The sequence below is a fragment of the Paenibacillus sp. UNC451MF genome (assembly GCF_000686845.1).
GTDB lineage: Bacteria > Bacillota > Bacilli > Paenibacillales > NBRC-103111 > Paenibacillus_S.
In genome coordinates, this window is the sequence record NZ_JMLS01000002.1 from 469,480 (window position 1) to 495,111 (window position 25,632).

Annotated in this window: 22 protein-coding genes; 1 reads left to right on the forward strand and 21 read right to left on the reverse strand. The window is 46.9% G+C overall.

Annotated features, from left to right (window positions below):
- Positions 1-45: 45 nt before the first annotated feature.
- Entirely contained in the window at positions 46-1,083 is a 1,038-nt protein-coding gene (locus BP97_RS0105230) for a LacI family DNA-binding transcriptional regulator (protein WP_028548145.1), read from the reverse strand.
- 182 nt (positions 1,084-1,265) lie between these two features.
- Here BP97_RS0105230 and BP97_RS38680 point away from each other — a divergent pair, with 182 nt between their 5' ends.
- The gene (locus BP97_RS38680) at positions 1,266-2,048 is read left to right on the forward strand and encodes a hypothetical protein (RefSeq protein ID WP_051620376.1); all 783 of its coding nucleotides are present in this window, start codon (positions 1,266-1,268) and stop codon (positions 2,046-2,048) included.
- A gap of 63 nt (positions 2,049-2,111) precedes the next feature.
- On the opposite strand, the gene BP97_RS0105240 is transcribed toward BP97_RS38680, so the two are convergent.
- The 20 genes from BP97_RS0105240 to BP97_RS0105340 form a co-directional block, all read right to left on the reverse strand.
- Positions 2,112-2,705 (reverse strand): PilZ domain-containing protein, encoded by a 594-nt coding sequence (locus BP97_RS0105240; RefSeq protein ID WP_028548146.1) that lies wholly within the window; start codon positions 2,703-2,705, stop codon positions 2,112-2,114.
- Positions 2,706-3,055: 350 nt separating this feature from the next.
- Positions 3,056-3,850 carry an SDR family NAD(P)-dependent oxidoreductase gene (locus BP97_RS0105245; protein WP_028548147.1) on the reverse strand — a complete coding sequence of 265 codons (795 nt, stop codon included), beginning with the start codon at positions 3,848-3,850 and terminating at the stop codon, positions 3,056-3,058.
- 48 nt (positions 3,851-3,898) lie between these two features.
- Positions 3,899-5,059: a UxaA family hydrolase gene (locus BP97_RS0105250; RefSeq protein WP_028548148.1), complete on the reverse strand. Its 1,161-nt coding sequence runs from the start codon at positions 5,057-5,059 to the stop codon at positions 3,899-3,901.
- 138 nt (positions 5,060-5,197) lie between these two features.
- Positions 5,198-5,518 carry a UxaA family hydrolase gene (locus BP97_RS0105255; RefSeq protein ID WP_028548149.1) on the reverse strand — a complete coding sequence of 107 codons (321 nt, stop codon included), beginning with the start codon at positions 5,516-5,518 and terminating at the stop codon, positions 5,198-5,200.
- A gap of 63 nt (positions 5,519-5,581) precedes the next feature.
- A complete protein-coding gene (locus tag BP97_RS0105260; protein WP_028548150.1) occupies positions 5,582-6,502 on the reverse strand; it encodes a fumarylacetoacetate hydrolase family protein in 921 nt (306 codons plus the stop codon).
- 53 nt (positions 6,503-6,555) lie between these two features.
- Positions 6,556-7,329, reverse strand: coding sequence for an SDR family NAD(P)-dependent oxidoreductase (locus tag BP97_RS0105265; protein WP_028548151.1), 774 nt, complete (start codon positions 7,327-7,329; stop codon positions 6,556-6,558).
- Between the two features lie 33 nt (positions 7,330-7,362).
- On the reverse strand, positions 7,363-8,121 hold the full coding sequence (locus tag BP97_RS0105270; protein ID WP_028548152.1) for an IclR family transcriptional regulator: 759 nt from the start codon (positions 8,119-8,121) through the stop codon (positions 7,363-7,365).
- A 312-nt stretch (positions 8,122-8,433) separates the two neighbouring features.
- Positions 8,434-9,363 (reverse strand): metallophosphoesterase family protein, encoded by a 930-nt coding sequence (locus BP97_RS35385; RefSeq protein WP_051620377.1) that lies wholly within the window; start codon positions 9,361-9,363, stop codon positions 8,434-8,436.
- A 39-nt stretch (positions 9,364-9,402) separates the two neighbouring features.
- Positions 9,403-10,293, reverse strand: coding sequence for a carbohydrate ABC transporter permease (locus tag BP97_RS0105280; protein ID WP_036745492.1), 891 nt, complete (start codon positions 10,291-10,293; stop codon positions 9,403-9,405).
- A 16-nt stretch (positions 10,294-10,309) separates the two neighbouring features.
- Positions 10,310-11,200, reverse strand: coding sequence for an ABC transporter permease (locus BP97_RS0105285; RefSeq protein WP_028548154.1), 891 nt, complete (start codon positions 11,198-11,200; stop codon positions 10,310-10,312).
- Positions 11,201-11,265: 65 nt separating this feature from the next.
- Complete coding sequence (locus BP97_RS0105290; RefSeq protein ID WP_028548155.1) at positions 11,266-12,954, reverse strand: extracellular solute-binding protein; 1,689 nt, start codon at positions 12,952-12,954, stop codon at positions 11,266-11,268.
- 148 nt (positions 12,955-13,102) lie between these two features.
- Positions 13,103-14,167 (reverse strand): response regulator transcription factor, encoded by a 1,065-nt coding sequence (locus BP97_RS0105300; protein ID WP_028548156.1) that lies wholly within the window; start codon positions 14,165-14,167, stop codon positions 13,103-13,105.
- On the reverse strand, positions 14,160-15,920 hold the full coding sequence (locus BP97_RS0105305; RefSeq protein ID WP_028548157.1) for a sensor histidine kinase: 1,761 nt from the start codon (positions 15,918-15,920) through the stop codon (positions 14,160-14,162). The genes BP97_RS0105300 and BP97_RS0105305 overlap by 8 nt, the downstream gene beginning before the upstream one ends.
- A 262-nt stretch (positions 15,921-16,182) precedes the next feature.
- Positions 16,183-18,321 carry a glycosyl hydrolase family 28-related protein gene (locus tag BP97_RS38685; RefSeq protein ID WP_051620378.1) on the reverse strand — a complete coding sequence of 713 codons (2,139 nt, stop codon included), beginning with the start codon at positions 18,319-18,321 and terminating at the stop codon, positions 16,183-16,185.
- A 259-nt stretch (positions 18,322-18,580) separates the two neighbouring features.
- A complete protein-coding gene (locus tag BP97_RS0105315) occupies positions 18,581-19,357 on the reverse strand; it encodes a LutC/YkgG family protein (protein ID WP_028548158.1) in 777 nt (258 codons plus the stop codon).
- Positions 19,347-20,849: a LutB/LldF family L-lactate oxidation iron-sulfur protein gene (locus BP97_RS35395; protein ID WP_051620379.1), complete on the reverse strand. Its 1,503-nt coding sequence runs from the start codon at positions 20,847-20,849 to the stop codon at positions 19,347-19,349. The genes BP97_RS0105315 and BP97_RS35395 overlap by 11 nt, the downstream gene beginning before the upstream one ends.
- Entirely contained in the window at positions 20,833-21,576 is a 744-nt protein-coding gene (locus BP97_RS0105325) for a (Fe-S)-binding protein (RefSeq protein ID WP_028548159.1), read from the reverse strand. The genes BP97_RS35395 and BP97_RS0105325 overlap by 17 nt, the downstream gene beginning before the upstream one ends.
- Positions 21,577-21,837: 261 nt before the next feature.
- Positions 21,838-23,016, reverse strand: a complete 1,179-nt coding sequence (locus BP97_RS0105330; RefSeq protein WP_028548160.1) for a Ger(x)C family spore germination protein — start codon at positions 23,014-23,016, stop codon at positions 21,838-21,840.
- Positions 23,013-24,449 carry a spore germination protein gene (locus tag BP97_RS35400; RefSeq protein WP_051620380.1) on the reverse strand — a complete coding sequence of 479 codons (1,437 nt, stop codon included), beginning with the start codon at positions 24,447-24,449 and terminating at the stop codon, positions 23,013-23,015. Before BP97_RS35400 ends, BP97_RS0105330 begins: the two co-directional genes overlap by 4 nt.
- Positions 24,446-25,546: a GerAB/ArcD/ProY family transporter gene (locus tag BP97_RS0105340; RefSeq protein ID WP_028548161.1), complete on the reverse strand. Its 1,101-nt coding sequence runs from the start codon at positions 25,544-25,546 to the stop codon at positions 24,446-24,448. The genes BP97_RS35400 and BP97_RS0105340 overlap by 4 nt, the downstream gene beginning before the upstream one ends.
- Positions 25,547-25,632 lie beyond the last annotated feature (86 nt).

Consider the following 25,632-nt stretch of genomic DNA (forward strand, 5'->3'; position numbering starts at 1 on the left):
TCCTCCTTTATAGATATAACACGTGTTATATTCATTCAAAAAAATTTAGGTTAACCGCCCGACACTTTCTCTCTCTTCTAATAAGGCTTTTACCCATATGCCGGTTTTATCCTCAATCGCTCTTTGACCTTCGACATACTCAAGCAGTCTTTGAGCAGCTAAACGCCCCATTTCCCGATAAGGAACCTCCATAGAGGAAATCGCCGGGAACAGATGCTGATTTATTCGTTCTGTATTGTCACATGCCATTAGATGAATGTCTTTGCCTACTTGTATACCCAGAAGCTGAGCCGCACGGCTCACGTACACCGCTCCTCGAGACCAATTGGTCAAAAGAACGCATGAGGAAGACAAGAAATCCTTCGTCCACTGCTTCCAATGCTCTGTCTGTTCATTCCAAGGACTGTCCAGTTCGCAGAAAACTGTAGGCTCCATTCCATGGGATGCCATCCATCGCTCATAAGCGCTGCGCCTCTCCTTATCCCCCCAGCCAAGCGGAGTTGGGTGATGCAGCTCCAAATAAGCAGGTATACGTTTCGTTCGCTCCCACATATAGTCCAGCGCCCGATAAACACTTTCTTCATAATCCATCAATACAGATGCGATTCCATCATGATTAGGATAACCTTCTACGGATACATAAGGAATCTGGTGATGATTCGCCGTCTGAACCCAATCTTCATTCACTTGATGGGGTCTATCCAAAGCTATGATTCCATCGATGCGTCGCTGCAAAAACAAATCCAGCATGCCTTCTATTCTCTGATGTGGAGAGCTTCCTGAGGGGTAAAGCAGTACATGGTACCCTTTAATTGCGCAAGTCTCCTGCATCCCTTCAAGCACCTGGAGAAACAATGGATTCGATACGTTCCCATAGGCAGCCAAACAATAGCTTCTTCCCGTTTTCATTCCGCGTGCTTGCGCGTCCACCTGATAGTTGAGCTCACGGATTACTTCCAAAACCATTTTACGTTTTTCCTCGCTTACGCCAATACCCGGTGTTCCGTTCAATACCGCAGATACGACACTGCGAGACACCCCTGCTCGTTTTGCTACATCAAAGCTGGTCACTCTTTTTACCATTTCCATGCACCTCTAACCAAAAAATAACACGTGTTATATCAAAACGCAACCCTATATGCAAAAAAAATTTGTACTTCTCTTTTGCTCAAACTATCGCTAATCGGGTCAACTCATAAACGGTGGAAGTTAAATCCATACTAATGACAGAAACGATAGTGACAAGAACGGAAAGGAGTCACCTTATGATACAAAAGCATTGGAATATCAAACTGTCAGTTTTTATCTCAGTGCTACTATTACTCTGTTCGTCAAACCAAGCTTCATGTATGGAACTGTCCTCCAGAAGCTCCACTTATCTGCTCAAAACGGAAAAAGCAGATCTTACCGGGGACTCAGTTCCTGAGACCATTGTATTTAGCGGAACCAAGTTGGACCCAACAACGAGCTATTACGATAAACTGAACATCCGTATTGTAAGCTCATCGGACTCCAAGTCTATCAACATCATCTCCGCAGGCGGTTATAATCCTACTCTCCAGCTGCAGGATTACAATGGAGATCAAATCAGCGATATCTACATAAGTGCATCTCAGGGAAATAACCAGCCTGCATCATTATCTCTGTATACCATTTTAGACGAACAAGCCGTTCCAATTCCCCTACCTCCACCACTAAATATCAAAGGAACACTTAAGGATAATTATAAAGCTCCCGTAACAATCCACAATACGAATCAGCGGTACGTCCTTGATTTGGTGGAGCGCAAAACCTCTTACGAGGCTATAGGTTATTATCAGAACGGCCGACTTCTTCAGCCTGCAAGCATGATCATTAACGGCTACAATGCGCTAGAGCCCATCGATTGGGACCGGGACGGCATCGGCGAGCTTAGAGGCATCCAACGAATCATGCTCCCAAACGACGAGACCATAGCATTAGCTCACTCCATATGGAAGTGGCGTTACAATCAATGGACCTTGGTTCGTGCAAAAGTAGTAAGCCATCTGAACGGTTATGAACAGTAATAAAACCAAGAAGCTTTTATAAGCTGCTTGGTTTTGGGTGTTCAGTTCAAAAGACCGTCTGCGTTAAGCCAACATCATCTGCTTGAACTGCTGCATCGCGATATAATATCTAAGTTTGTTAAGATCATTGCTGGATATGCTATCAATCTCCGCTCCATAGCGAATCGACTTTTCCAAAATATGCGCATAACGGACAATGAGCTTCAAATGGATGCTCTCGTCATCACAGATCATCATACTATTATATACTTCGTGCATTTTAATAGAAAAATCATTAATCTCAAACCCTATACCAAATCGGCTAACATCAACTACCCTTACCGCAGTCGTTTTAAAGTCCTCGCTAATTGTTGCAAAAGTGTTAAGCTTATAGCTCGTGTACTTTACATTTCCTTCATTTAACCATTCTTCCACTTCTTTTTTGGGCTTTGCTTTTATATGAAAAAGTTCCGATTCAGCCGGTACCAGCAGCATCTTTGAGTTGGCATTATGTAAAATTCTCATATTTTGACGACGTTTAAAATCGAAGCAAAGCACAGTATCTCCATCGGCGAGAGCCGCATTGTTCTCGACTCCAACTTCCATAAAGTCCTCTTGCTCGTACCCGACATGCGCTTGATAAACTTTTCCTTTATGCAGCAATTGAATGTCTTTCATGGAATCATCTCCTTAGAGTTTTGCGTTAGCAAAACTGACTTCGTAAGCTTTGGCTCAGAGTTTTTTAGCAAACTGACTTCTTGAGCTTAGCTATGCGGTTTGCTGTGGCAAAACTTTTATTTGATTGCTTCTCGCTAGGTCTGGATGTGTAATGTCTTATACATCTACTATAGGAGATAAACTTTTAAAAAGTTTAAGGCAATTATTAGGAGACTATTAGATTTCCTGTCTAACTTTGTCGAATGACTGCACATTGTAAAAATCATGTTTAAACCATTTTATTTATATTAACCAGCCTGTATAAAATAAAACAAGTCCTTCATATCGAAGGACTTGTTATCTGAAAAGAATTAATGTTCCATGTGATCTTCCGGCTGCGCCGCTTTTACTGTCAAGCCGCCGTCAACCATAAGTAAATGTCCGTTAACCTGCATAGCCTCATCAGAAGCCAAGAATACAACGGCATCACCAATTTGACGAGCTGTACCCAAACGTTTCATCGGATTCGCTTCAATTTCTTTAGCACGCAATTCCGGATCCGCTAAGAAGTCGGTACACATGTCAGTATCTACTGTGCTAGGTCCAACCGCATTGACGTTAATGTTATATTTGCCAAGCTCGATGGCCATCCCTTTCGTCAGCATGTTTGCTGCCGCTTTGGACGATTGGTAGTGCGGAATAACCGGACTGGTAACAACAAGGCTCGCTGTCGAGAGTACGTTAACGATTTTACCGTAACGCTTCTCGATCATTTTCTTCGCCGCCAACTGGGAGCACATGAAGATGGATTTTACGTTCGTCGAGAACGTACGGTCCCAAGTTTCCTCAGACACTTTCATGAATGGCTCAAATGGAGCGATACCGGCATTGTTAACCAAGATTTCTACGTCACCAAGCTGTTCCTCTACTTGCTTGAACATGGCTTCGACTTGAGCTTTACTGCCCACATCCGCTTGTACGACGATTGCTTTGCTGCCCAACGCCTCAATCTGTTCTTTCACTTTCTCAGCCAATTCACGGGAACGGTCTGACGTATAGTTGACTGCTACAAGCGCGCCTTCTTCTGCCAAACGAATGGCAATCGCTTCACCAATACCGCGGCTGCCTCCGGTAACCAGAGCAACCTTCCCTTTTAATCTTGCCATCTTCCAAATTCCTCCTACACAACTACACAAAAATGCGCGTTTATTGATTTATAGAGATGGTCCGATACGGTTAATGCTGAACTCAGTATGGCCAAGAACTTCCGCCTTCGTCAGCTTTCCGTTGGCTACTGCTTTAATTTCATCCCAAATCTTGTCTCCAGCGTCTTCCAAGCTCAGCGTGCCTTCCAGCATATCGCTGACATCAACGTCCATATTATCGCTCATGCGCTCGAACATGCGCTTGTTACCCGTAATTTTGATGACCGGAATAACGGCTGAACCCGTAGGAGTACCGCGTCCTGTCGTAAAGCAAACCAGGTGCGCTCCACCAGCTGCCATACCTGACACACACTCAATGTCATTACCAGGGGAATCCATGAAGTACAGACCATTCTTAGGAAGCTGCTCCGCATATTCAACAATCCCTTTGATAGGAGCCGTACCGCATTTGCTGATACAGCCAAGAGATTTCTCCTCGATCGTTGTCAAGCCGCCGGCAATATTGCCTGGGCTCGGATTTCCACCGCGCATATCAGCTCCCATCCGTTCAACCTCTTTCTCGAAGCGGTCAACGATGTGGTACAGCTGTTTTTCGGTTTCTGGAGTTGCGCAGCGGGAAGCTAGCACATGCTCCGCTCCGATAATTTCTGTCGTTTCTCCGATAACGACGCCGCCACCTTGTTGGATCAGCGTATCAGCCGCTGCACCCAGTGCAGGGTTCGATGCCAAACCGGATGTCGCATCCGAGCCACCGCATTTAACGCCGATGATCAGCTCGCTGAAAGGAATCGGCTCAGCTTGCATTTCATCCAGCTGTGCGCGCATTTTTTTGGCAAGCTCGACACCATGTTGAATGGCCTTCACGGAGCCGCCTACGGATTGAATGTCGAACACTTCAACAAGCTTGCCTGTTGGACGGATAGCGTCCGCTAATTCATTAGGATCGATAACCTCGCATCCCAAACTAATAATGATAACTCCACCTACGTTCGGGTTTTTACCTGTACCCGCCAGCACCTCGAAGGTACGTTCTTTATCGGCGCCGATTTGGCTGCAGCCGTGTTGATGCGGAATCGCTACTGTATCAGCTACCATTTGATTGATGCGACTGCAAACTTGGTTGGCACAAATGACCGTAGGAATAATCAGCAGGTGATTACGGATACCTACATCACCGTTTGGTCTTCTATATCCCATCATGTGATCCATGTTTTTTCCTCCTTAGAGTTTTGCGGAGCAAAACTATCTTCGTAAGCATAAGCTAAGTTTTTCGTTAGAAAAACTATCTTCGTAAGCATAAGCTAAGTTTTTCGTTAGAAAAACTATCTTCATAAGCTATCTTTATAATTAAGCTTTTACAGCTTGGTCGCCGCGGCCACGAATTCCTTCAACGTTGTGCACATGCACATGCTGGCCTGCTTTGATTTCCGTAGTAGTACGACCGATCACTTCGCCGTATTTGCGAATGTCCGTTCCTTGAGCTACATCTTCAATAGCAATTTTGTGGCCAAAAGGTACTGCATCCAGTAGCACAACCTCGCGAACTTGATCCTGCACACGGTAAGCAATTTTTTGTCCTTTTTCCAAATCCTTGATAGCTGTTGCCACATGGTCTTTGGAATCCATGACCAATGCGTCGGCGCCTGCCTCGATTTGATGTCCCGCCATCTTTGTTAACCTCCTTAGAGTTTTCCGTAGGAAAACTATCTTCGTAAATCTATCTATTCCATATTAAACTCGCTCTGCTACCATTTTGTTAGTCAAAGAGCCTAGTTTTTCAATTTCAATCGTAACGACGTCGCCGTCTTTCAAATAAACGCGTTTGTCCTCAGGCAATCCGAGTACAACACCTTCAGGAGTACCTGTCAAAATAATATCGCCGGGAACCAGAGTCATGTGTTGAGAGATATAGCTGACGATCTCGTCGCAATGGAAAATCATATCGGATGTGTTCGAGTTTTGACGAACTTCACCGTTCACGATACAACGGATGGACAAATCGTTTGGATTGCCCACTTCGTCAGCCGTTACAAGGTATGGTCCCAATGGACTGAAGCCGTCGCAGCTTTTGCCGAGCAGCCATTGATGTGTACGCATTTGCAAATCACGTGCGGACAAGTCATTGACGTTGCAATAGCCGAATACATGATCAAGTGCATTTTCCTTGGACACGTACTTCGTTTCTTTACCGATAACGATAACAAGCTCTGCTTCGTAATCCACTTGGTCAGTAACTTTCACTGGAAGCGGTACATCTGCACCATGGTTTGTCAATGTGTTGTTGAATTTATTGAAAAGAATCGGATACTGCGGAATCGGCGCATTCGTTTCTTCTGCATGTTTACGGTAGTTCAAGCCTACACAAATAATTTTGTTAGGATGAGTAACGCAAGGTCCCAAGTTCAAATCGGACTCATTAACCATATATCCTGCAGCGCCACCAGCAGCAGCGGACAACGCTTGATCTACATAAGCTTGCAATGCGGCAACAGAAGCTGCTCCACCATTAATAACAGAATGTACGTTTTGCGGTACAGCTTGACCAGCAGCAGCCGGAACAGCTTGCAGAGCAGCAGAAATATGTACTACTCCTTGCTCGGTTTTAACGCCCAGCTTTTGCTGACCATTTTCGATAAAAGTAAGAAGCTTCATTAGATATACCTCCAAAAAGTAGTATCGTTATAAGTGCTTATAAAGAGAATAAATTACGCGTTTTTACCGAAAACAACGCCGCCGTCGATATAAAGCGGGGAACCCATCATGAACTTGGAATCGTCGGATGCAAGGAATAAAGCCGCTTTAGCCACATCTTCCGGTCTGCCCAGATCTCCGCTTAATTGGCGTGTTTTGAGGGATGCATACGCTTCTTCCTCGTTGTCGTAAGATTTTTTCAAATAATCCTCAACAAATGGTGTAAGAATCGTACCTGGAAGCAGCGCGTTGCAACGAATTTGGTATGGAGCATAGTCAACCTGCATCGATTTGGTCAAAGCAAGAACCGCACCTTTGGTAGCCGAATACGAAGCACGACGTGCCAAACCGATCTCAGCGATACAAGAGGACATGTTAATAATCGAACCGTTACGAGCTTCCATCATATGAGGAAGCACATATTTACAAGGCAGGAACACACCGCGGATGTTAATGTTGATTACACGGTCCCAAGCCTCCGGCTCAACCTCATGAATCGCGCCAACGCCGCTAACGCCTGCATTGTTAAACAACACATCAATACGGCCAAATTGTGCGATAGCTTGATCGACCATCGACTTAACGGATTCCGGGTTGGTTACATCTGCTTGAATGAATACCGCCTTGCCGCCGGCTTGTTTAATCAGCTCAACGGTTTCTTGACCTTTTTCTTCTATCAGGTCATTGACGATAACAGTAGCGCCTTCTTTAGCAAACAAAAGCGCAGAGCTTTGACCGATACCCGATCCGGATCCGGTGATTAGCGCAATTTTATTTTCCAATCTCATGTGCTGCACGTCCTTCCAAGTTATCTTTTTTGATTAATTGCATGTGCCTTGCGATAACCTTTCGGCTAAGGCGCAAATTTCTTGTCTTGCCTTCTCCCGCTTTTGCTCCCATTCGTGCTGGAACATTGAGCAGCTTATAGCCGCTACGACGTTCCCCTGCGTATCTCGTACCGGGGCAGCCACACAGCAAAAACCCATGACAGCCTCCTGAAGATCGCTGGCATAGCCTTCGTTACGGATGGCCGCTAGCTGCCTAAGCAGCTCGCTACGAGATTTAATCGTGTGCAGAGTTAAGCCCTGCCTCAGCTCCTCGTCGGGATACAACGACTCTACCATCGCGGGATCAAGATTTGCGAGCATCACCTTACCCAGTGCTGTCGCGTGGGCAGGAAGCTTCATTCCTGGCTCCGATGCGAGTCGAACTGGGGCCGGCATTTCCTCCTTAGCCAAATACAAAACCTCACACTGCTCCAGCTTTGCCAACTGAATTGTTTCCTGAATCGTATGTTTGGTAACCGATGCTTCCTTGCGGAATCGGTCGATCAGGCTAAATTGTTTAAAATAAACATTTCCAATAAAACCAAGCTTAGAGCCAAGCGAGTATGTCGCTTCCGACTCTCGAACAACCCATTCCAACGCTTCCATCGTGTTCAATAATGAAAACATGGAGCTTTTATTAATGCCAAGCTGCTTGGACAAATCGATTAGCTTCAGCTTGGAGGGCTGTAGGGAAATCGCTTGAAGGACAACATCGGCTTTCTCTAAAGCAGGTACCCAATATTTCTTTTCCATGCGTCCTCCTACAAGCTTACGCTTCACAAGGATCTACTGCTTTTCTTGAAAAGCCTGTTTCTGCGAACTTGGTTTTATATATAAAACCTTAGTTTTGTATAATTTACATTTTCATCGTACAACGGAGAGAACTATATGTCAACGGGTTTTTGACCCCTAAATAGCATGCAAAATAACCCCACAAAGTGGGGCCTTGGCTTCGAAGCTGATTCAGGTACTTTGCGGGGAGCCCCGAAATTTATAAATTCTATAATGTAAAAAAAGCCCGCTATTTTTCATGGAAAAAAGCGGGCTTTTTGGGGTAAATATTAATCAATATTTCAACATTCGATCCGAGATGCGCGCCGTAACGACGTGCCCTCCAGCATGATTACGATGTCCGCAAGCAACAGGGTCCAGCCCAACAAAGCTAGTCTCTCTTCCTTCGATGCTTATCTTTCCAGGCTCGATCGTTACGATAGCATACAATCCATCCTCGTACGGAGCACTATTAGCGAGCAGCGGATAGGCCTCTGTGACTTCCTCCGAATAACGGGTCGTTGCATAATTTTTGCCCATGTAGAAATAGGACATGCTGTTGATATGCACGAAATAAATATCATCAATCACCTTAACTCCATCCAGATGGTTATGTCCGTTCAAGCAAGCGACGACTTTGCGGAATCCCCCTTGGGCATTCGCTTCTCTTAATATAGCCCTCAGCTCATCACTGTTCTTGATGCCGTAATTGAAATCGTTGAAAGGGGACTCCAAATTGTGATGGCTGAATAGGATTGTTGTCTTATCCGTTGCGGCCAAATCCTTCCTCAGCCAATCCAGCTGCTCGGGGGTCAAGTTGCTAATTGCTTCAGGATGCTTGTGATAGTTGCCATGCTCATAGTCCAGATAGTGTCCGTCTAATAGCAGATGACTGGCATCCAGTACGATGAAATGGTAATTGCCGCTGTCGAAAGAATAATAATTTCGTTTCATGCCCAGAAAGTCCATGATCGTCTGTTTATCGCATCGGTCCATATCGTGATTCCCGAGCACATGGTATTTTGCGCCATTGAACTGTTCCCATTTTGCAACAAAGGGCTTATTTTCGGGATATGGGAAACAAAAGTCCCCTAACTGAATGATAAAATCAACCTTCTCTTCGTTCATCCGATCAATAAATTGGCTCAGCCTGTCTTCCGCCCGATACATAAAATCTTGATGAACATCCGCCATAACGCCGAATCTCACGATAGTTTGGCTCATAGTATCTCACTTTACCTTCTTCCGATTAGTTTCATTCCTTTACTCTTTAACCGACCCTAACACAATCCCGTGAATGAAATACCGTTGAAGAAACGGGTAAATCATTAATATAGGAATCATACTGACCATAACTTTGGCGGCATTGAGCCCTTGATCGGAGGTTTGCATGATCGTCTTCATCATCTCCGGGTCCATGTTGTCCAACTGCGCAGGCTGCAGCAAAAACGTATTAATGTAGGTCTGCAAAGGCATCTTATCTTGATTATGGATCAGCACCAATCCATCAAAAAAAGCATTCCAATGCCCTACAACGCTAAGCAATGTAACCGTTGCAATGGCTGGGAGGCCAAGCGGGATGTACAACCGAAGCAGCGTACTCCACGGACCCGCTCCGTCCATCATCGCTGCTTCATCAAGCTCCTTAGGCAAATTGCGGTAAAAGTTCATCAGCAAAATGACGTTGAACACCGGCACAGCACCAGGGAGGACCAGCGCCCAGATCGAGTCGATCAAACCAACGGCACGGATCGTAAGATACCAAGGAATCAAGCCTCCACTGAACAGCATGGCAATGACGAGGCACCACATATACACATTGCGCCCCTTGAACCTTCGAGGTGATCGTGAAAGAGGAAAAGCCATCAACACGGTCATTATAAATTGAAGCGCACCGCCCAGCAGCACCCGCTTCACAGATACTCCGAACGAAATAAAAAATTGCTTGTCGCTCATAAGCGTCTTATAGTTAGCTAGGCTAAACTGAACGGGAAATATAGTTACTCGTCCAGCCGAGACTGCCGCTTTGTCACTTAACGAGACGGAAACGGAATTCAGAATGGGGAACAAGGACAGAAACGCAATCAATAGCAAGGTTATCAGAATGATGGCATTGGCCGTGATAGTACCCCAGCTTTTACCGTACGTTGTCACCTATAAACACAACCTTTCAGAAAATACGGTAGTTCGCGAATCGTGAAGCCATCAGGTACGAAAGTACGATCAGGAAAAAGCTGATTACCGACTTCAAAAGTCCAACGGCGCTTGCGATTCCATATTGTGAATGCAGCAAACCAATGCGGTATACATAGGTGTCGATTACGTCTCCCGAGGCATAGACGAGAGGGTTGTATAAATTAAGAATTTGGTCAAATCCTGCGCTTAGCACTCTCTCTAGCGACAATGTCGCGAGCAGAATGATCGTCGCAGAAATGCCTGGCAACGTGACATGAAGCAATTTATGCCAGCGATTCCCCCCGTCTATCTCTGCGGCTTCGTAGAGAGAAGGGTTAATGGCCGTCAAGGCAGCCAAATATACAATGGCGGAGAATCCGAAATCTCTCCATACATCACTTCCTACTAATACATAAGGAAACCAATTGTTACTGCCGAGAAACAGTATCGGTTCATAGCCGAATAGTCCGAGTACCTGATTCACAATACCGCGCAGCGATAAAATATGAGTCAATATGACCGACAAGATGACCCAAGACATGAAATGAGGCAAATACACAATCGTCTGAATCCATCGTTTCACGTAGCGCATCTTCAGTTCATTTAGCAATAAAGCGAAAGCAAGGGGAACGATAAGATGTGCAGCTATTTTCATAAGCGAGATGAACACGGTGTTGAAAAAGATTACTTTACTGTCCGAAATCTGAAACATGTATTTAATATTGTCGAGCCCGACCCAGGGCGAGCCCCATATCCCTTTGGCAGGGAGAAACTTCTTGAAGGCAATGACCGCCCCGAGCATCGGGTAATAATGAAAGACTGCGAGCAGCAGCATACCGGGCAAAAGCATGAGATGATAATGAAGCTGTATTTTTTTGCTCTCCATACCGTTCGTTCCTTTCCGCAGGCAAGGCGATATAATGTTGCGAAAGGGGTGGTTAACCCCATCGCTTATTTCGTCCGGTCGACTTCCGCCTGAACTTCTTTGGTAACATCATCTCCGCCCTGCTTCTTCCATTCGGTTACGAAGGTATCGAAATAATCGAGCGGCTTATCGCCAACAATGATGCGCAGGAATGATTCATCCTCCAGCTTAGCCAGATTCGTCCATTTCATTTCCATAGATTTAGTAATTCCGTAAAACTCACTGTATACTTCAGTATTGATCGGGTTCAATACGCTTTTACCACCGTTAAATTGATATAAAATATAGGCCCAATCAGATGGACTGGCTTTCAGAGCGTCCATTCCCTTCTGATACTGGTCGAACAGCTTGATATCCGATTCGGGTAACTCTTCTCTCTTCAGCTTGCCTGCCACCGCATCTTGAAAGCGCTGAAAGCGGTCATACACAGTGGATTTAACGCGATAGGTACGCTGGATCGGACGAATCTGCCAATTGGTGCCCGGGCTTTCGCTATAAAGCTTAGGATAGTTAGGCGCCATATTATCCATATCCGTGAACAGATTGATCATTTTGATGATGGCTTCCGGGTTCTTAACCCCTTTCTTCACCACCATAATTCGGCCCATCGGATTCGGCTGACGGTTATACCATTTGCCGTCTGAGGCAGCCAATATGAACAAATCCCATTCGGCTTTCGGATCGTTCTTGACCGAGTCCGCCAGCGATTTGGCTGGAGCCCACGTATACCCTGTGGAGATGCCCGCCTTGCCGGCACTGATGTCCTTGGCTACCTGATCCGTTTTGATCGTTCCGAACTCCTTGTCAATCAAACCTGCTGCATACCATTCCCGGAGCTTGCCCAGCGCCTGCTTCGTTTCCGGTAAGGTGGAGCCGTATACGATTTTGCCTGACGAATCCTTCAACCAGATTTTCGGGAACGATTTGAAGGCAGTGAACACCCCATCAAACGAATTATAGTTTGTTGTACCCGTGACAAAGGTCGAGGTCCCTTGGATGCCGTAGGTGTCCTTCTTCCCATTCTTATCTGGGTCCTGCTCAATAAAAGCGCGTGCTACCTTCTCCAGATCATCCACAGAGATGACCTTAGGCAAGTTAATTCCGACCTGCTTCAGCCAGTCCGTCCGAATCCACACAATGTTATCGTTATCATGCGCGGGCGCAGTGGAAGGAATGCCGTACAGCTTGTTTTTGTAAGTGACTTTCTTAATAAAATCGGGACCGAAGCCCGACATCACTTGCTTCAATAACGGTGAGGCATAGTCCTGATACGCCTTAGTCAAATCTTCAAGCATATCGGATTCCACCAGCAGGTTGAAGTCGCTCTGGGATACAAACAGAAAATCCGGAATATCGTTGCTCGAAACGAGCAGGCTAACCTTTTGATCATAACCGGATTGCGGCGTCTCGAAAGCATGATTGATTTTAATATTGAATTTCTCCTCAATCAATTGGGTATAGCGGTTGTCCGTCAGCGTATCCTTGCTTCCTTCTGGCCACTTGTTCTCCGCCGGAGTGTAATAGCCCAGATTGACCGTTACCGGTTGGCTGTACTTCCCATAGGGATCGGGCTTCTCCGATGTGTTGCCGGTCTGCTGCTGTGAAACGGCACTGTCTCCCCCGCTGCCGCCCGTACAACCCGATACGGTAAGAGCCAACAGCGTAACAATGGGAACGAAAGCTTTGGCTGCTCGATTGACTTGTATTCTGCTCACTTGTGGAACCCCCCGTGAATGATTTTGTTCATCGCTTCCGCTTCATTGTAGCTGATAGCTGAAAGGTGAAGGGAGTCAACGCCGTTGTCGATTAGGTAGAAAAAAGTTATTTTTTTAGAACAATACTCCCCATTCCACATGACATTCCTCATACATGTCGACTCCGATATTCCGAGGGGAGCATGCCGGTCTTCTCACGAAACTGCCTGCTGAAATAACGATGGTCCAGAAAACCGCACTCTTCAGCGATATCCGCAATAGGCTTGGAAGTTTGCAGCAGCAAAGTCATCGCTCTCGCAAGACGCAGCTCCTTGATATAGTCCTGGTAGGAGATACCCATCAGATCCTTGAAGCATTTGCTGAAATAGCCGCGGCTAAGCTTCATTTTGTAAGCCATTTCATTCTGTGTCAGCTTGAAGCCCTGATGAAGCTTGGCAAGCTCTGCTGCTTCCAGAATACGAAGGACGACATCTTCCGGATAAGCGGATACGTGGAACATTTGCCGAATATGCCCGCGAAACTCCGCAATAAACGTCCGCCATGATGACCAGCTATCAATCGATTCAGCCTTGGTAAGCCATTCGTGCAAAAAATCCGAATTGAGAGTCCGATTCCACTCCACCATCAAATAGTGGATCACTTTGTGCAGCTTGGAGAGCGGTGGATTGATCTCCTCGATCTGACGGCATAAGCTCTCGAATTGTGCATCCTTAAGAGCCCAATACAAGGGCAGCCATTCGTCGATCTGAGCCTGCAGTCTCTTTTCGTCCTGTTCCGACCACTCTTTAGGGGCGAGTAACCAAGTCTCCTGCCCATTCCTCGAAGCTTCGTTCAAGTTATGTATCCGCATCGTAATACGGCGCAGCGCTTCCTGCATTTTGTCATTCTCCAGCTCGGTCTTCACTATGTAATCAATAGCGCCTAGCCGCAGCGCTTCCTGGATATATTTGAAATCCTCGTGACAAGTCAGCACGGACATGTGTACATGCGGAAATCGCGTACGAACCTCCTGCATCAGATCGAATCCATTCATGATAGGCATTGCAAGATCAGTTATCAGTAAATCGACAGGCTCCTGTTCCAGTAATTCCAGCGCTTTCTTCCCGTTGCTTGCTTCACCGACTACAGTCACATCAAACGCGCTCCACTGCATGGTGGAAATGAACCCCTTTCGGACAAAGTACTCGTCATCGACTACTAAAGCTTTAATCATTTTGCTCCTCCTTCAACGGTAGACGGAAATACATGGTTGTTCCCTGCTCTCTGGAGCTTGCCGTCTGTAGCTTCGCTTCTTCTCCGAAATAGGCTTTCAGCATCGTATTCACATAGTTCAGCCCAATGCCCATACCGACCTTGTCGCGTTCCGGAATATCATTTATCAGCAATCTCTCAACTTCCTGCTCACTCATGCCAACCCCGTGATCTATCACCTGAACGAGCAGACACGCTTCATGCTCCATCGTAATCCTCAGCTCGATCGTGCTCTGCTCCTCTGTCAGGCCGTGATACAATGCATTCTCAATGAGCGGCTGGAGCAAAAAGCGGGGCACTTTAACATGCAGCGCTTCCGGAACTGTATGAACACTTAGAGCAAACTCGCAGTTATAGCGCATTTGCTGTAAAGAGATATAGTCCTGAAGTGCATCGATTTCACTTTGAAGGGGCACCAATCCTCCATCCTTGCCCAGATTGTAACGCAGCAGCCTAATAAAAATAGCAAGGAAATGAACGATTTCCTCCTGCTGATTCGCTTTGGCTATCCACTGTACCGTGTTCAGAGTGTTATATAAAAAATGAGGATTGATTTGAGCAACGACCTTCTCAACCTCCAAGTGCCGTTTGTCTTCTTCATTTTGCTTTAGCTCCATCAGCAGCATCCATATCTTAGTTCGCATCTCTTGAAACTGCTCCATCAGCACATCCAATTCAATTACTTGAGTCCTCGCTATTTGTCGATGTGCAACTCCGTCGTCATGAAAGCCATTATCGCCGAACTGCCTGATTTCACGATTTAACTTGCGTAACGAATAATAGAACTTTTTCCAGATGGAAGCTGCCGCCGCTAAGCTGAACAATAAAGACACTGCGGCAATAGCCATCCATGCGATGCTCCAGTTCCAAATTTCTTTTCGCAAAATATTTTTCTGAATGATCGCATACACATACCACCCTTGCTCAGGGCTGTATTCGCGAAAAAAATAATCGTCCCCGATCACTTCGTAGCCGTCCGTTTGCTTGAAAGTGCCATTCATCCGTTGACCTACCGCGAACCGGTTTTCGTCCTGACTGAAGACGATATAGCCCTGATCGTCAGCAATGACTTGAATCGCCTGAACACCGTACTGCTGATGATTTAGCACTTGATTGTATAGCTTCGTATTCGACTCTACATAGATGTTTTGCGGAGAACGTCTGGGAATGTTAAGCGGTCGTGACACCGAGAATACAAGACCTTTATTATTGGAAAAAGAATCGTGAGGAGGATGAAAAATAACCCCCTTGGATTGCGTGAGTGGCTCCAGTCCCCCTGTCCCAATTCCGGGCTCGACCGGCTGATTCAAATAGAAGATAGCATTCGTCTGGGAATCATAAATGTAAAACAATCCCGTATCCGGATTCGTAAAGCTGACCTGCTGCAAGTATTCAAAAATTCTTTGGCTGATTACATATTTTTCGGCTGGATCATCGGATTGGAACAACAGCTGCACGTCCCGGGTAGCTAGCTGCTGGGACACATAATTCAAGTTATCGTATGTCTTTTCTATGTTCGTTCTTACTTGATGCAATGTGCTTTGAACGCCGTTGGCTGTTTTATTGTCGAGGATTAGATAGATGACATAATAGGATAAGGCCCCAATCAAAAATATGGGAAGGATGGAGCTCATCACGAGGCCGACGAGCAGGCTTGTTTTCAAGGAACGGGGTTGGGGAGAGCTTCTTCGATACCATAAGTAAGGCAAGCGCATACGTTCCTAACCTCTCTTCTGTTTCCGTGTGTATGGATTTGTGAATCGAGCTAAACTATTTTGATGGAGGTCCACAAGCTTAATTAATTCGTCCTACGAAAGGAATTCGTGAACCTTCCCTCATAATCCTGTTCTTATCAAGCTTGACTACATGCCTACCCTAAAAGACCTTAAGATGTTGAATCCATTATGTACACTCCGGATGCGCAAATACCGCCTCATCAGCCGAAGGGGCTGTGAGACGGTCCAGCAAAGTCTTTTTCTATACCATTTTAATCGTTTGCAGCGTCCCTGTGTTATCGACGCTAATTTTATAGCACGAGCCGTCCGGAGCATACAAGCTGAACCGATCGTTGGAGCTGGCAGAACTGTTGATAAAAGCTTTGTCAACACCAACCAGCACGTTATTAAACGTCTCAATACGAGCACAGTTCGATGTAATTTCAAGTCCATAGCGGTTCTGGGGCGCTTGAGAAGGCATACGTACCGTATTATCGTGAGCGGTTCCATTGGTTGCGGCATTTTCCAGCTTTATCCCTGCATAAACGCCCGAATCCTTAACACTTGCAGAGTCAATGATGTTCCCCTCAATCATGAAGCCATCCGTTTCAGTTACGTAGATCCCATGCCTGCCAAGCCGTTTCAACATATTGTCGCGAATGACATAATTACCTCCCTTGGCTAACCAAATTCCCTCATAATCGGTCACTTCGATCTGATTATCGCTAGCCATCAAATCAATAGTATTCTCAGCATAAATACCTCTTCTTGTTCGGGACACTTGGTTGCCTGTCACTTGAACGTTGCGGCTTCGGGTGATGAGAATGGAGGTTTTGGCTGGGGCCACATCCGTAACCAGGTTACGCGCAATCATTGTATGCTCGACCTTGATGTCACCTGATCCCGTGCAGGCGATGCCCTCATACTGCGTTGTACCGATAATTACATTGTCCGCGATCAGAGCGCGCGAGCCTGTCTGCGGAGTACCATGCTGCACCCCATCCTTGTCCTTCGTGGAGTCCGTATTCGCTCCTGGCGCATTGATGACTACTCCACCTCCGCAGCCATACATCACATTGCCTCTTACGAGGCAATCGTTGAACTTATATAGCCGGACAGCCCAATAGCCTAGCTGATCGAAAGTATTGTCAACGACCTTAATATTGAGAGTCCAGACGTCGTGAATCGCAGTATGATTACCTACACCTCCGCCCCATGCCGTTGTCCCCGGTGTCCCGCTAGCTCCGAAGTAGCAGCTTCGGACCGTCACATTCTCGCTGGGAGTCCCGTCGAACTTGCCATACCATGGGAATGAAGAGCTTGTTGGGACGTCAATCTGAACCGCCTCTGCATAATTTCTCGACCCGTCTGGGGCGTTTAGAAAACCGAGCAGCCTGCAATGCTCGATTAACACATCGCTGCTGGAATTGATTTCAATGGCATGTCCCCATGAAATATCTTTGATCGTCGTATTTCTTATCGTGACATTGCGGGCATGGGCAATATTCAACCCTGCGAACGAATCAGGATAATCGACCACATTGCCGTCCCACGTCCCACCTTCTATAACCAAATGACCATGCCCTTCATAGCCGCTATATTGTCCACCCAAATCGCCATTAAACAGAAAGCTGTTGTCATGACAACGTTTTATGACCGTATTATGCTCCAACTCCAACCGCGTGTGGCTGTAGATACGTAAAGAATCCGTAACCTTATAGATGCCATCCATCAAATAGGCACATACGCCGCCTGCCGTCTTGGCTAATGACAACACCTGTTGAATCGCCTGCGTATCGTCCGCTACCCCGTCCCCCTTGGCGCCCCACCACTGAGGATACAGCCGTTCGTTTTGCATGGATCCTACAATGCTGCCAGCCCCTGCAAAAATAACCGTTGGACCGGCGCAAAGCTGACCGTCAATAGTCACTGTAACTCCGGAATCCGGAACGAGAACCGCTCCATTGTCGAACCTCAGATCAAGTGTCGAGGCAAAGGTTATATTCGATCCGATACGGTAGGTGCCCTGTGGGAAATATATCGTTGCCCGTTCCCCATTCTCAAATCGCCGCAGAAGGCGGGATAGCGCTGGGGCATCGTCCTTATGTCCGTTTCCCTCCATGCTGTGATCCTTGACCTGATACCAGTTGACTCGGGACGACGAAGGCCCTTTATTCTTCTCACCGTATACATTGTCTGTAACGGTGGAATCTTCGGCTGCGTACACAGCCCTCTTACCGCCTGCATTCAGCAAATAGCCGGAGGCCAATGCGACACCCGTAATGCCTAGCGTCGCCAGCAGCTTACGTCGAGTGATAGCAGGATGAGTCTCTACATTGTCCTCTGCTGTATCCTTAGGATGTTCCTCATTAAGTTGCTTGCGCTCGTGCTCTATCGTCAACGCCTCCCTGGGTACTTTTCTTACTGCTATTGTAGAAGAGTTCCGGGGAAGATCGTGAGACAACAATGCTCTCGCTAATGTAGAAAAATGTTGTTATCATAAAATAACCCCAACAAAGTGGGGCATTGGCTAAGAAGCTGATTCAGATACTTTGCGGGGAGCCCCGAAATTTATAAATTCTATAACGAAAAAAAATGGTTGAGCAAAAGAAGCTTTGCTCAACCATTTTATATTCGGAAGCGAGATGACCCCGCAGCCATTACTTGATAATCACGGCATATACCTTACCTGGCCCGTGAATACCGATCGTAAGATCGTTCTCGATATCGGCGCTTCGGCTCGGTCCTGTAATCAAATTTAGCGAGGAAGCATAGTCGCTTCCGTTGGTTTTACCATCGGTAATGCTGCTGAATGCCTCACCCATTCGGGTAACAAGCTGATCAGCGCGGAATACCGCGAATAGGATATCCGTCAGCAAGCTGACCGAGCGGCCCCGCTCCGGCGAGCATTGCAGCACGAGCGTACTCGTATTGGCTACGGTATAGTCAGGCCAAATCATGCCTAACTGGCAGCGTTCCGTGCGCTTTAGCAGCTCGCTGCGCTTAACCCAGTTAGAGCTGTTATCCGCACCGCTTGCAGCACCGCTTTCTGTGGAATCGATCTCCTTCCACGGAACAACATCCACTCCAGCCTCAGCCAAAGCTTCATCCAAGCCAAGCTCAATCAAGCCCTCATGTTCCCAGCGGGAAACATGCGTGACCTTAAGCTCCGCCGTAATTTCTTTGAGCCATGCTGCGATACCGGCTTTGGCTTCCGCTTCATCCACTACAAGTACTTTCCCTGTCAGAGCAGTCCAGTTCTGGATGAATAACTCGATTTTCTCGTCGGTAGTTCGTTCGATCTCTTTATAGAACTCCGGAGCGCCGCGGAACGGACGCTCAGGAGGGGTACTCGAAGGTGCTTTACGTCCTAATCGCGATGAGATGTTCGCGATGAAGGCTTCACGACCATGAATTTGACCGGTCTTAATGCTCATGAGGCTTACCTCCCTTATTCACTGGGGCTTCAGGAGCTTCTGCGACTACCGGAGCATTCTTAAGCTCCTGCTGCAGTGCTTCCCACCGATCGCGGAACGACTGCTTCGGCTTCATCGGGAAGAAGCGAGATTGCGTCCAGCCGGACATCGGTCCTGGGCCTTTCTTGATGAAGCCTTTGCTGATGAAAGGCTTCTGCAAATAATAGGCGGATTTGGTCGCCATTTTGTACAATGTTACGTTCCCGAACGCTGTCTGGAACGATTTGAAGGCAGCGCGCTCGGCAAGCGGGGTCAGCCCCATCTTGACCTTGCGGGCGCGCAACTGCACGAGCATATCGTGCAGCGGGATTTTGACCGGGCATGCCTCATAGCATGCCCCGCACAGACTGGAAGCGTAGGCCAGCTGGCCCGCTTCCTTCATGTCCTGCTGCAGCAGCGGCGTCAATACGGCCCCAATAGGGCCGCTGTACACGCTGCCGTAGGTGTGTCCGCCCACGTGGCGATACACGGGGCAAGCGTTTAAGCAGGCTGCACAGCGGATGCAGTGCAGCACTTCCTGAAACACCGGATCGCCGAGCTGCGCCGAGCGTCCGTTGTCAAGAACAATGAGATGGAGCTCTTCCGGTCCATCGAGCTCTCCTTCGCGGCGCGGGCCGGTAATCATCGACGTATACGTCGTCAGCTTCTGGCCTGTTGCGCTGCGCGCGAGCAAGTTCAAGACGACTTCTAAGTCGTCATAGGTTGGCACCAAACGCTCCATCCCCATAATGACAACATGGGATTTAGGGATCGTGCTGACCATACGTCCGTTGCCTTCATTCGATACAAGCGTTATCGAACCGGATTCGGCAACGCCGAAGTTACAGCCCGTTAAGCCAATATCCGCTTCAAGGAAATAATTGCGAAGCCGCTGCCTTGCATAGTTCGCAAGCACCTTGGTCTCCGGCGGGAACTGCTCGCCGGACTCGTCATTGAACAAATCAGCGATTTGCTGCTTGTTCTTATGAATCGCAGGGATAATCAAGTGCGAAGGCGTTTCCTTCGCAAGCTGCAAAATATACTCACCCAAGTCAGTCTCAATCGCTTCGATACCGCGCTCTTCCAAATGATGATTCAAATGGATTTCTTCTGATACCATCGATTTGCCTTTGGCTACCAGCTTCGCCTTACGCTGCTCGGCAAGATCCATGAACACTTTGACAGCCTCATCCGCCGTCTGGCAAAAGTAAACGTGTCCGCCCGCTTTCGTGACATTGTCCGTGAACTGGGTCAAATAATAGTCCAGATTATCAATGACATGCTTACGGATTTGCTTCCCGCGCTCGCGCCACTCTTCCCATTGGCCGAAATCGTCCATAGCTTTCAGCTTAGCCGTTTTCAGCTTATCCGTAGTGAAGGCAACCGCTTTACGCAGAAACTCATCCTTGAGCGCTTCTTCCGTTCTTTTCTTCAGCCCTGTTCCGATCAGCTGTTTTTCATCGACCTGACTCACCGTTCTTCACTCCTTCCTCCAGCAGCTGCGCAATGTGCATTACGCGAATCGGCTTGTTATCTTTATTCAAACGGCCTCCGATATTCATCAGGCAGCCCATATCCGAGCCAACGAGCACACTAGCTCCTGTAGAGCATACATGGCCTGCTTTTTCGCATACCATCGCTTCAGACATGTCCGCCATCTTCACGGCAAATGTACCGCCGAAGCCACAGCAGTCTTCTTTTTTCGGAAGCTCGATCAGCTCCAGACCTTTCACTTCGCCCATCAGCTTGCCCGGCTCTTCCTTCACGCCCAAGAAGCGAGTAGCATGACAGGAGGCATGGTAAGTGACCTTCTCATTGAATACCGCTCCCAAATCGGTCACTCCAAGCACGTTCACGAGAAACTGGGAAAACTCATATGTTTTATTGATCAAATCTTCGGCTTTCTTCTTCCATTCCGGTTCATTCTCGAACAACTGCGGATAGTAGTGATGAACCATCCCCGTACAGGATCCGGATGGAGATACGACGTAATCACTGTGCTCGAAAGCACGGATCAGGCCGCGAGCCACTTCCCGCGCTTCATCCTGATAGCCGCTGTTAAATGCCGGCTGTCCACAGCAAACTTGAGCTTGCGGGAAATCGACTTCGCAGCCGTAACGGTGCAGCAATCTGACAACGCTTTCCCCAACCTCAGGATACAATTGATCCGCTAAACAAGTAATAAATAAAGAGACACGCATGGGGTTCCCTTCCTTTATCTTTAAAGTGTAGTTATATTCTCATGTTATCAGGTTATCAGATAAGTTGATATTTGAAAAGCCTTATTTGTATTTGAAGTGTTCTTACATAAGCCATAACACCCTCACATCTAACTGTTTCACTTCCATAAAAGCTGCCTTCCTCCACAGATATCGAAGCTTTCTTCGGCTTCATCCACTCGCTAGGCAGCTTAATTCGCAGCACGTTTATACGAACGGGTCTCTGACCGGGTTTGCTCCCGTCTATTCTTTATAAGCATCATTGAGTTGAGGAGACTTATATTTTTGTGCATGGTTAATAATCAGCTGAACCTCAATCTCTTCCAGAGAATCGTCTTTCAAAGGATATTGTCCGTCAACTTGGATAGACTTCCATTTTGCAGGATGATACATATAATACGTTTGACCGAGATGCAGCAGATCTACATGCAGCTCAAGTCCCTTTTTGTAATAATCCATCAGTTCCTTGCGTATCGTTTGTTCGGCTAACCGCTGGATTTCTTCCAACGGTTTCTCCTCAGCCAGCTCCATTAATGTCCCTTTGGCCTTGAGCTTCACTTTAAATCGTGGAATTGCATGTTCCTTATTACGAATCTCTATCTTGTGTGATGCTTTCTTAACCTCCAGTGTTGCAATAGCCCGACCATCCGCTCTCAGTGTAAGCGGAGAAGCTTCATAGGCGGCTTGAAGCCAGCGTCCCTGCATAATATCGCTCATTTTCATCCAGCCCATATACTTCGTCCCGTTAAAAATAAATCCCCCCGATTTTTTCAGCATCTCTACCGGTTTCTTCTGCTCTCTCCATACTTTATCCGTAAGCTCAATGGAAGGAATAATGACCGTAGAAGAGGGCTCCAGCATACTGCCAACAATTTCGTTTACATAATAAGGCTTTAAATTCGACAACTGCGCATAATTTTGCTCGGGGTTACCTAGCATGCTATCGAGAGTACTGCGATCAAAGAAGGACTTAGCGGAGAGAATATCGACCATTTCTCCCTTTGTCCCATAAAACCATTTGGTATACCTTGTCTCTTTATTGCGGTTGGTGAAATCGAATACCTTCTCCAGCATTTGCTCTTTCAACACATTTTCGGTCAAAATCAAGTAATTGACATGCCCGAGAAACATCGTCCCTTGTCCCGATGCGATTAAATCACTTATGGCTGCGAGCACCGTCACTCCTTTCCCCTTGCCAACCCAGTTTCGAACCGAAGCATTCTGCTGCTCCTGCTTGGCGATCGAGGAAAAATTAATCATCTGCCCGTATATGACGAATTTACTATCCTCATAGTCGACGCCCATGCCTACAATATAGTTCAGCCGCTGCACTTCTTTGGCGTCCCAACAGCCCGTAAGGAGAAGAAATATAGCTACAACGAGCAAACCATGACTGATTCGTTTGATAGCGGCGAGCTTCAAGAGCTCTCATCCCCTTTCGAATTAGAGGTTACGCTAACGATGTCAATGCTGTTTTTACGAAACGGAAGACGTATGAATTTCAACAAGCTTTCTTTTCTTCCGTACTTTTCGTAGCTGAAATAAGGCATGCCGAAAGATTCCGTACTAATGGCGTATACCAGCATATAGAACAAAGCCAAAATGGTACCATAAATACCGCATAGAGCAGATAGAATCAGAACGAACAGGCGCATGATCCTCGTCGTGCTCTGCAAATTCAAATTAACGAGCGTGGAACCGGAGACGATCGCAACCGCAGCGAGGAAAGTCATGCTGGGAGACAATATACCTGCCCGGAGCGCCGCGTCCCCGATAATAATCCCGCCTACGACCGTAATCGTGGAACCCGTTGCTCTCGGCAAGCGTGCTCCCGCTTCTCTGAGCAGGTCCAGTAAAAACAAGCTGAGCATCATCTCAAAAAAAGCCGAGATCGGCAAGCCTAGCCTCGAAATTCCTATCGTTGCCAGCAGTTGAAACGGAATCTGGTCCTGATTAAACATCAGCAAGGAAATAAACACGCCTGGAGAAAAAACAGAGATAAAAGCAGCGATGATCCGCAGCATGCGGTTCGCTATGGCAACGTGATAATTGAAATAGGAGTCCTCCGAACTGATGAAGAGCTCTGTCAGAGTCATTGGAGCAATCATGGCAGTCGGTGTTCCTTCCATGAATACGAGAAATTTGCCACGCGCCAGCCTCTCAGCCGCATAATCCGGTTTCCCCGTAAAGTTGCTTAAGGGCAAGAGCGAGAACCGATTGCCTGTGACTGCATCTTCAAGTCTCGCGCTTCCTCCGACAAGAAAGGTTTTTCCAAGACCCTCGAGGCGTTTCTGAATGATGGACAGTGAAATGTCCGGCACGCGATCTTTAAAATAAAGCAAAGCCAGTCGTGTCCGAGTCGTCCCGTATGAATAATAATATTTTACGCTCAGGTCGGTGGTAGCCAGCCGTTTGCGAATCAGCGCAATATTGGTATCAAGCTCCTCAATAAAGCCGTCCCTGGCTCCGCGAATGGAAGGTTCTAATGCAGATTCCTCCGGCTCCCTACGGGGCATGTTGGCCATATCCAGGCTGTACAGCTGCTCTTTGTTATCCAGATATATAAGCAGCTGTCCGCTAAAAATCTGGGAAGCATACTCTTCCTGGTTCAAATGAGGCTCCTCGATGAGCGAAGCACAGTTTTCACTTAAAAGCTGAGCCACGGCCATACCCTTAGCGGATAAGGAATGAATGAAATCCGGTATAAAAAATTCGCGCAAGCGGCTCGTATCAATCATGTTCGGCTGAAATAATAAAAATGCGCTTTGACCTTCTGCCTCCAATTGTTCGATGACTATATCTTCACAATCCTGAAATGCCTTCCTCATTGCATGAAGCACATTCTCATCCTTCATGAGGAACCGCTCCTCTCTTGTTTTTTGATCCATGCGAGCAGCATCACGCCTATACTGAAGACCAAAGTAATGGCAATGGCCCCCGTAAAATACCACTGGTTCAAAAACTTCACAAAATCCTTATCCGAATGTGGAAGCAGTACGATGACCGTCATGAGCCCAGCAATAATCACAACTAGAGTGAGAGAGTTTGATTTTTTGGAAGCATAGCCTTGAATTAGGTCCTTTATTAAAAAGATGGACAGCGATAACCGGATGAACGCACCGGAAAGCCATTGAAAAATCGATAAAAAATCAACATGCTCCACATAATGGCCGATCCTCACAAGTCGCCATTCCTCGTAGGCCGGATACCTCAACCGTGCTGCCTCATCAGGTCCGAATTCTGCAATCGCACCGATCAAAGGCCCTGTGGTTAATCCAACGAGCAGCCATAGAGTTAACAGCAATTGACTGAATTTCAGCTTCTGATCTACATGCTGCTGAAGCAGGAGTACCATCACGATTTCAACCATCCCCCCGCCTACTATGTACATCCCTTTGAGTACAGGATCAAACCCGTCTTCCAATAGAGGCAGAAGATAATGGTAATGCTTGCGCGGAATATTTACTAAGCTGACAAAAATGCCAAATAGGACGACAATAGGCAGCAAAAAAATACCGCACCTTGCAATCGTCCGTACACCCGAATAAGAGGCCCAGATGCAGACTCCCATAAGCGATAAGGTAATAAACCAGGTCGGAGTATCCGGAAGAAACATGCTCTTCACCCAAGCGACCGTATCGACAATGGTTATCGTCCCGAGCGCAAATATATATATCAGTACGGGAACTCGAAGGATCATGGATAGAGTCGGACCGTATTTTCGCTTCAACCAAGTAAAAATCGGTTCCATATTCGTTTTTTTCATCACGTAGATAAGAAGCGGCAGCCAGCAGGTCAGGATTAAGCCCACACCTATCACCGAGAGCCATGCACTGCGACCTGCAATCCCAAGCAAAAACGGAATCACGATTACGTGATCCATAAGACCGGAAGAAAGCATAAAGAGAGTGATGAGCTGATGAAGATTTAAGCCTCTCTGTGTTGTAGCCATGTCAAAACCACCGATATCATTTATTTTTTGAAAAATAGATACAAGCTAGCCGTATTATTCCTCGGATGGTTTTCTTTATACTTTAT